Origin of the sequence: Rhodopseudomonas palustris, assembly GCF_003591005.1 — a bacterium.
GTDB classification, from domain to species: domain Bacteria; phylum Pseudomonadota; class Alphaproteobacteria; order Rhizobiales; family Xanthobacteraceae; genus Rhodopseudomonas; species Rhodopseudomonas palustris_K.
Map to the genome: position 1 here is coordinate 1 of NZ_QYYD01000059.1, position 7,262 is coordinate 7,262.

Here is a 7,262-nt window from a genome sequence, read left to right on the forward strand (position 1 = left end):
GGGGGGCTTTGGGGAACCCCCGGTTATCCGGTATCCCGGGCGGGCCCGCCCTGCGCGCCCCCTTTTTTGAATTCCGCGCGCCCTTCGCGCGCGACCCCGGAATCCCGAAATTGTTGCGCAGAGAGATTCCGGGTTCGCTCGCTTCGCGAGCGCCCCGGAATGACTCGCGGAGAGGTGGGAGCCCTGAAATCGTAGGGTGTGCAAAGGCGCGCAGCGCCGTGCCCACGCGATGCCCATTCGCGTGGGCTTCGCTGCGCTCAGCGCCACCCTACGGATACTCAGCGCCACCCGACGAAGTCGTCAGGTATTGAACCGGAAATGCATCACGTCGCCGTCGGCGACGATGTATTCCTTGCCTTCGAGGCGCAGCTTGCCGCCGTCGCGGGCGCCGGCTTCGCCGCCGAGCCTGACATAATCGTCATAGGCGATGGTCTCGGCGCGGATGAAGCCTTTCTCGAAATCGGTGTGGATCACCGCGGCGGCCTGCGGCGCCTTGGTGCCCTTGGTGATGGTCCAGGCGCGGGCTTCCTTCGGCCCGACCGTGAAGTAAGTGATCAGGTGCAGCAGCTCGTAGCCGGCGCGGATCAGCCGGTCGAGACCGGCCTCGTGCAGGCCCAGCGTGTCGAGGAAGTCGGCGCGCTCTTCGCGTGACAGCGTGGCGATCTCCGACTCGATCTTGGCCGAGATCACCACCGCGACCGCGCCCTCTTCCTTGGCGCGCGCCATCACCTGCTCGGAGAAGCTATTGCCGTCGGCGGCGGAGCCCTCCTCGACGTTGCAGACGTACAGCACCGGCTTGGAGGTCAGCAGCCCGAGCATCCGGAACGCGCGCTCTTCCTCCGGCTTGCGCTCGAGGAAGCGCGCCGGCCGGCCGTCGCGCAGCAGCGTCAGCGCGCGCGTCACCAGTTCGAGTTGCTCCTTGGAATCCTTGTCGCCGCCCTTGGCCTTCTTGGTGAGGTTGTCGACTCGCTTCTCGAGGCTTTCGAGGTCGGCGAGCATCAGCTCGGTCTCGATCGTCTCGATGTCGGCGAGTGGCGCGACCTTGCCCTCGACATGGGTGATGTCGCTGTCTTCGAAGCAGCGCACCACATGTGCGATGGCGTCGACTTCGCGGATGGTGGCGAGGAACTGATTGCCAAGGCCTTCACCCTTGGAGGCGCCCTTCACCAGGCCGGCGATGTCGACGAAGGTCAGCCGCGTCGGGATGATCTGCTGCGACTTGCCGATCTCGGCCAGCTTGTCGAGCCGCGGATCCGGCACCGCGACCTCGCCGACATTCGGCTCGATGGTGCAGAACGGATAGTTGGCCGCCTGCGCCGCCGCCGTCTCGGTCAGCGCGTTGAACAGCGTCGACTTGCCGACATTCGGCAGCCCGACGATCCCGCATTTGAAGCCCATATCGTCCTCGATCCAGAGTTCGTCATGCCCGGCCTTGTGCCGGGCATCCACGCCTTACGGCGTTGCCACTCGGTGAAGGCGTGGATGGCCGGGACAAGCCCGGCCATGACGGCGTGTTACTTGGAGAGCTTGTCGCCCTTGTCACTGTCGTAAAAGCCCTTGGCCTGCATGGCCAAATGCACCTTGTTGGCGAAGGTGGCGTCTTTGCCCTTGGCGATCAGGCCGGCATTGTCGGCGGCGATCTCGCACAGCGCTTCGACCCACGGCCGTTCGCTCTTGGCGAAGTCGCCGAGCACATGATTGTGCACCAGCTCCTTGACGCCGGGATGGCCGACGCCGAGCCGCACCCGCAAGTAGTCATTGCCGATATGCGCCGAGATCGACCGCAGGCCGTTGTGGCCGGCGATGCCGCCGCCGACCTTGACCCGCACTTTGGCGGGCGGCAGTTCGATCTCGTCGTGAAACACCGCGACCTCGCTCTGCCCGATCTTGTAGAAGCTCGCGGCGTCCTGCACTGCCCGGCCGGACTCGTTCATGTAGGTCAGCGGCTTGAGCAGCGTGACGCGCTCGCCGTCCAGCGTGCCGTCCGCGGTCTCGCCCTGAAAGCGACGGCGCCATGGCGAGAAGCCATGACGCCGCGCGATCTGGTCGATGACCATGAACCCGATGTTGTGCCGGTTGTCCTGGTACTTCGGTCCCGGATTGCCCAGCCCAACAAACAAGCGCATGCCGCGGCGTCCCGCGGTTTACTTCTTCTTGGCAGCCGGAGCCGCCGCCGGAGCCTTGGCGGCCGCAGCGGGAGCCTTGGCAGCACCAGCCTTGGCGGCAGGCGCCGCGGCAGCCGCAGGCGCCGCAGCGCCGGCAGCAGCGGTCTCTTCCTTGAAGCCCGACGGCGGCACGATGGTGACCAGCGTGACGTCCTCGCGCGACACCGACTTCACGCCCTTCGGCAGTTCGATGTCCGACAGATGCAGCGACACGCCGATGTCGAGGGTCGACACGTCGGCTTCGATGAACTGCGGGATGTTGTCGGCCGGGGCTTCGAGGTCGACGGTGTGGGTGACGATGTTGAAGGTGCCGCCGCGCTTCACGCCCGGAGCGACTTCGAGACCCTTCAGATGCAGCGGGACCGAGACGCGGATCGCCGCACCGGCGCCGAGCCGCAGGAAGTCGACATGCAGCGGGAAGTCCTTCACCGGATCGAGGTGATAGTCGCGCGGAATCACACGATGCTTCTGGCCGTCGAGGGTGACGTCAAAAATCGTGGTGAGGAAGCGGCCGGCCTGGATGCGCAGGCGCAGTTCCTTGTCTTCGACCGAGATCGGCAGCGGGGGCTGGTTGTCACCATAGATCACTCCCGGCACGCGGCCGGCGCGACGCTCTGCCCGGGCGGCCCCCTTGCCGCTCTTCGGACGCGCGGTCGCCTTCAATTCCAAGACGTTCGCCATCGTTGTAAGTCCTTGATCTGTCAAAAATTAAAGGCCGCTAGGCGGCCTCGTGCATGCGCCGCGGCAAGCCTCCAGGGGTGCGGGGGCCGCGGACGTGCCGGCGTTCTAGCCCCAAAGGGGCGAAATGACAAGGAAATCGGGCGGACCAAGCCACCTCGAGCCGTCATTGCCGGGCTTGACCCGACAATCCTCGTCTTAGCGAAGAGGATGGATGCCCGGGCCTTCGCCTCGCCGAAGGGGCTTCGGCCCCGCAGGCGGGTCAAGCCCGGGCATGACGACTTTTACCAGGCGGTTGCCGTCACGCCATCGCGGTCGGAGGCTCGGAGCCGCCGCCCTGGCGGGCTTCGAGGGCGGCGATGCGGGCCTTGAGGGTTTCGTTTTCCTCGCGGACGAGACGGACCATTTCCTTGAAAGCCTCGAACTCCTCGCGCTTCACCAGATCGAGATCGCGCAGGATTTTCTCCGCCTGGTTGCGGACCACCGCGTCGACCTCACGCTTGACGCCTTGGGCGGCGCCCGCGGCGTCGTTCATCAGGCGGCCGATCTCGTCGAAAATCCGGTTGTTGGTCTGGGTCATGGTCGAGAACTCCGGTCTCTGCCGCGAAGGTGAAGGCAAGCGTCAGCTGTTGAAACAATGGCGACGGCGGCGGCGCACTTCAAGGCGCCGGCGCGCGTGCTCCGCGCCTTGTCAGGCTCCGTTTTCCTTGCGATGTTCGCGCCCGCATCGCAAGACCCCCATTGGCAGACCATCTGGAAGGATCGATCGCCCGCATGATCGAGCAGCAGATCGACATCCCCACCCCGGACGGCCAGGTCAGCACCTTCATCACCCATCCGGAGCGCGGCGGTCCGCATCCGGTGGTGCTGTTCTTCATGGATGCACCGGGCATCCGCGAGGAGCTGCGCGACATGGCGCGGCGGCTCGGCACCTGCGGCTATTATGTGATGCTGCCTAGTCTGTATTACCGCTCCGGCGTGTTCGAGCTCGGGCCGATTGCGCCCGATGAAGCCGCCCCGGAGCGCGTGCGGATGTACGAGCTGATGCAGTCGCTCGACATCGCCATGGTGATGCGTGACGCCAAGGCGCTGCTTGATTTCGCCAGCGGCCAGCCCGCAGCCAGCCAGGGGCCCGCGGGCGCCGTCGGCTACTGCATGAGCGGCCGCTATGCCATCAGCGCGGCCGCGCTGTTTCCGGACCGGGTCAAAGCCGCCGCCTCGATGTACGGGACGCATCTGGTGACCGATGCGCCGGACAGTCCGCACATCAACGCCCGAAAGGCGAGCGGCGAGCTGTATTTCGCCTGCGCCGAAACCGACCGATGGGCGCCGCCGGAGACGATCAAGGCCTTGCAGGACGCTCTCGTCGCCGACGGGGTCAACGCCGAGGTCGAAGTCTATCCCGGCACGCAGCACGCGTTCGCATTCCCGAGCCGGCCGGTCTACGATCGGGATGCCGCCGAACGCCATTGGGAGCGCCTGTTGGCGCTGTACCGCCGCCGGCTTTCGGCGTAATCAGCCGCAATGCCGTTCTTCGCTATCGCCTTCCCCGTGTTCGATCCGATCGCCATCGCGGTCGGCCCGTTCGCGATCCGCTGGTACGCGCTCGCCTATATCGCTGGGATTTTGCTCGGCTGGCTGTACGCGCGCATGCTGCTGCAGCGCGAGCGGCTGTGGGGCGGCCCGGCGCCGATCACGCCGCTGCAGTTCGACGATTTCATCCTGTGGGTGACGATCGGCATCATCCTCGGCGGCCGCACCGGCTACGTGCTGTTCTACAATCTCGACTTCTTCGTCGCGCATCCGGCGGAGATCTTCGAATTGTGGAAGGGCGGCATGTCGTTCCACGGCGGCTTCATGGGCTGCGTCGTGGCGGTGGCGCTGTTCGGCTGGAAGCGCAACGTCTCGATCGCCTCGCTCGGCGACATCACCTGCGCGGTGGGACCGATCGGGCTGTTTCTCGGCCGCATCGCCAATTTCATCAATGGCGAATTGTGGGGCCGGCCGGCCGATGACAGCGTGCCCTGGGCGATGGTGTTTCCCAACGCCGGCCCGTTGCCGCGGCATCCGAGTCAGCTCTATGAGGCGGGCCTCGAGGGCATTGCGCTATTCGTGATCCTGGCGCTGATGATCCGCGCCGGCGCGCTGAAGCGGCCCGGATTGATCATCGGCGCCTTCCTGACCTTCTACGGCCTCGCCCGCATCACCGGCGAGTTCTTCCGCGAGCCCGACCCGCAGCTCGGCTTTCTGTGGGGCGGGCTGACGATGGGCATGCTGCTCTCGGTGCCGATGGTGATCGCCGGCATCGTTGTGATGCTGCTGGCCCGCCGCAACAAACTCAGGGCCTCACCAGCCCTGCCAGCCGGCTCCCACGAGGCCAGCAAGTGACGGACTTCTCGGCGCTGTCGGAGGAGATCAAGCGGCTGATCAAATCGGCCGGGCCGATGCCGGTGTGGCGCTATATGGAGCTGTGTCTCAACCACCCGGACTACGGTTACTACGTGTCGCGCGATCCGCTCGGCCGCGAGGGTGACTTCACCACCTCGCCCGAGATCAGCCAGATGTTCGGCGAATTGATCGGGCTGTGGGCGGCCTCGGTGTGGACCGCAGCCGGCGAGCCGAGTTCGCTGCGACTGGTCGAAATCGGTCCCGGCCGCGGCACCATGATGGCCGACGCGCTGCGCGCGCTGCGGGTGCTGCCGCAACTCTATCAGGCGCTCAGCGTGCATCTGGTCGAGATCAACCCGGTGCTGCGCGACAAGCAGAAGACCGCGCTGGTCGGGCTGCGCAACATCCACTGGCACAGCAGTTTCGACGAGGTGCCGGACGGTCCGGCGGTGATCCTCGCCAACGAATATTTCGACGTGCTGCCGATCCATCAGGCGGTGAAGCGCGAAACCGGCTGGCACGAGCGCGTGGTCGAGATCAGCGGCAGCGGCGCGCTGGTGTTCGGCGTCGCGCCGGACCCGATTCCGCGATTCGAGATGCTGCTGCCGCCCTTGGTGCGGATGGCGCCGGTCGGCGCGGTGTTCGAATGGCGGCCCGATGCCGAAATCATGAAGATCGCCAGCCGCGTGCGCGATCAGGGCGGCGCGGCGCTGATCATCGATTACGGCCACGTCCGCAGCGACGTCGGCGACACTTTCCAGGCGATCGCCAAGCACAGCTTCGCCGATCCGCTGCAGAGTCCCGGCCGCGCCGACCTCACCGCCCATGTCGATTTCCAGGCGCTCGGCCGCGCTGCCGAGGACGTTGGTGCCCGCGTGCACGGCCCGGTCACGCAAGGCGAATTCCTCAAGCGGCTCGGCATCGAGACCCGCGCGGTGTCGCTGATGGCCAAGGCGTCGGCGCAAGTCTCGGAAGATATTTCCGGCGCGCTGAAGCGGCTGACCGGCGAAGGCCGCGGCGCGATGGGCTCGATGTTCAAGGTAATCGGCATTTCCGATCCGGCGATCCCCTCGCTGGTCGCGCTCAGCGACGACGGCATGCGGGCCGCGAAAGGGCAGAAATGACCATCACGTCACCCCGGCTCGCCGCCCTTCCGGGCATGCGCCATGCCTTCTTCAACCGCGACGGCGGGGTATCGCAGGGCATCTATGCGGGTCTCAACGGCGGCATCGGTTCGAACGACGATCCGCAGCATGTCGCCGAGAACCGGCGGCGGATGGCGCAGACGATGGGCGTTGCGCCCGAGCGCTTCCTGACGCTTTATCAGGTGCATTCGCCCGACGTCGTGGTGGTCGAAACACCGTGGGACAACGCCGCGCGGCCGAAGGCCGACGCGCTGGTGACCACGATCCCCGGCATTGCGCTCGGCGTCACGGCGGCGGATTGCGGACCGATCCTGTTTGCCGATGCGGAGGCTCGAGTGATCGGCGCCGCGCACGCCGGCTGGAAGGGCGCGCTGACCGGCGTGCTGGAGGCCACGCTCGACGCCATGGCCAAGCTCGGCGCCACGCGCAGCCGCGTCGTCGCGGCGATCGGGCCGCTGATCCGGCAGCCGAGCTACGAGGTCGGCGACGAATTCGTCGCGCGCTTCACGTCGGTAGATCCGGCGTATGCGCGTTTCTTCATTCCGGCCGCCCGGCCCGGCCACGCGATGTTCGACCTCGGCGGCTTCATCCGGATGCGGCTGGAGGCGGCCGGCGTGGCGCAGATCGACGACACCGGCATCGACACCTATCCGGACGAGAATTTCTTCAGCTATCGCCGCTCCGTCCACCGCGCCGAACCCGACTACGGCCGCGCCGTCCACGCCATCGCGCTGGAAGGCTGACGGAGGTCGGCACTCTTTCTCCCTCCCCGCAGCCGTCATTCCGGGGCGGGGGGGGGGGGGGCGGGGCCCCCCCCCCCCGCGGGGGGGGGGGGGGGGGGGGAGGGAGGGGCGGCAAGGGTTTTGGGGGGGGGCGCCGCGGGGGG

General features: G+C 67.0%; 8 protein-coding genes. 4 read left to right on the forward strand and 4 right to left on the reverse strand.

The annotated features are described in order from the left end of the window. Window positions 1-300: 300 nt before the first annotated feature. The 4 genes from ychF to D4Q52_RS25815 form a co-directional block, all read right to left on the reverse strand. Window positions 301-1,398 (reverse strand): redox-regulated ATPase YchF, encoded by a 1,098-nt coding sequence (gene ychF / locus D4Q52_RS25800; protein ID WP_119859455.1) that lies wholly within the window; start codon window positions 1,396-1,398, stop codon window positions 301-303. A 116-nt stretch (window positions 1,399-1,514) separates the two neighbouring features. After that, window positions 1,515-2,126, reverse strand: coding sequence for an aminoacyl-tRNA hydrolase (gene pth / locus D4Q52_RS25805; RefSeq protein WP_119859450.1), 612 nt, complete (start codon window positions 2,124-2,126; stop codon window positions 1,515-1,517). An 18-nt stretch (window positions 2,127-2,144) separates the two neighbouring features. Continuing rightward, window positions 2,145-2,846 carry a 50S ribosomal protein L25/general stress protein Ctc gene (locus tag D4Q52_RS25810; protein WP_119859451.1) on the reverse strand — a complete coding sequence of 234 codons (702 nt, stop codon included), beginning with the start codon at window positions 2,844-2,846 and terminating at the stop codon, window positions 2,145-2,147. A gap of 298 nt (window positions 2,847-3,144) precedes the next feature. Then, window positions 3,145-3,423, reverse strand: coding sequence for an accessory factor UbiK family protein (locus tag D4Q52_RS25815; RefSeq protein WP_119859452.1), 279 nt, complete (start codon window positions 3,421-3,423; stop codon window positions 3,145-3,147). Between the two features lie 194 nt (window positions 3,424-3,617). Here D4Q52_RS25815 and D4Q52_RS25820 point away from each other — a divergent pair, with 194 nt between their 5' ends. From D4Q52_RS25820 to pgeF, 4 genes are read left to right on the forward strand one after another with little or no spacing between them, the layout of a single operon-like run. Further along, complete coding sequence (locus tag D4Q52_RS25820) at window positions 3,618-4,358, forward strand: dienelactone hydrolase family protein (protein WP_119859456.1); 741 nt, start codon at window positions 3,618-3,620, stop codon at window positions 4,356-4,358. Window positions 4,359-4,367: 9 nt separating this feature from the next. Beyond that, window positions 4,368-5,231, forward strand: a complete 864-nt coding sequence (lgt, locus tag D4Q52_RS25825) for a prolipoprotein diacylglyceryl transferase (RefSeq protein ID WP_119859453.1) — start codon at window positions 4,368-4,370, stop codon at window positions 5,229-5,231. Continuing rightward, window positions 5,228-6,355 carry a class I SAM-dependent methyltransferase gene (locus tag D4Q52_RS25830; RefSeq protein ID WP_182915450.1) on the forward strand — a complete coding sequence of 376 codons (1,128 nt, stop codon included), beginning with the start codon at window positions 5,228-5,230 and terminating at the stop codon, window positions 6,353-6,355. Before lgt ends, D4Q52_RS25830 begins: the two co-directional genes overlap by 4 nt. Next, a complete protein-coding gene (gene pgeF / locus D4Q52_RS25835; RefSeq protein ID WP_119859454.1) occupies window positions 6,352-7,119 on the forward strand; it encodes a peptidoglycan editing factor PgeF in 768 nt (255 codons plus the stop codon). Before D4Q52_RS25830 ends, pgeF begins: the two co-directional genes overlap by 4 nt. The last annotated feature ends 143 nt before the right edge of the window (window positions 7,120-7,262 follow it).

Bases quoted from the DNA above. Each gene is read 5' to 3' on its own strand.
- pgeF (WP_119859454.1), top strand. From the start codon at position 6,352: ATGACCATCACGTCACCCCGGCTCGCCGCCCTTCCGGGCATGCGCCAT.
- D4Q52_RS25815 (WP_119859452.1), bottom strand. From the start codon at position 3,423: ATGACCCAGACCAACAACCGGATTTTCGACGAGATCGGCCGCCTGATG.
- lgt (WP_119859453.1), top strand. From the start codon at position 4,368: ATGCCGTTCTTCGCTATCGCCTTCCCCGTGTTCGATCCGATCGCCATC.
- ychF (WP_119859455.1), bottom strand. From the start codon at position 1,398: ATGGGCTTCAAATGCGGGATCGTCGGGCTGCCGAATGTCGGCAAGTCG.
- D4Q52_RS25820 (WP_119859456.1), top strand. From the start codon at position 3,618: ATGATCGAGCAGCAGATCGACATCCCCACCCCGGACGGCCAGGTCAGC.
- D4Q52_RS25810 (WP_119859451.1), bottom strand. From the start codon at position 2,846: ATGGCGAACGTCTTGGAATTGAAGGCGACCGCGCGTCCGAAGAGCGGC.
- pth (WP_119859450.1), bottom strand. From the start codon at position 2,126: ATGCGCTTGTTTGTTGGGCTGGGCAATCCGGGACCGAAGTACCAGGAC.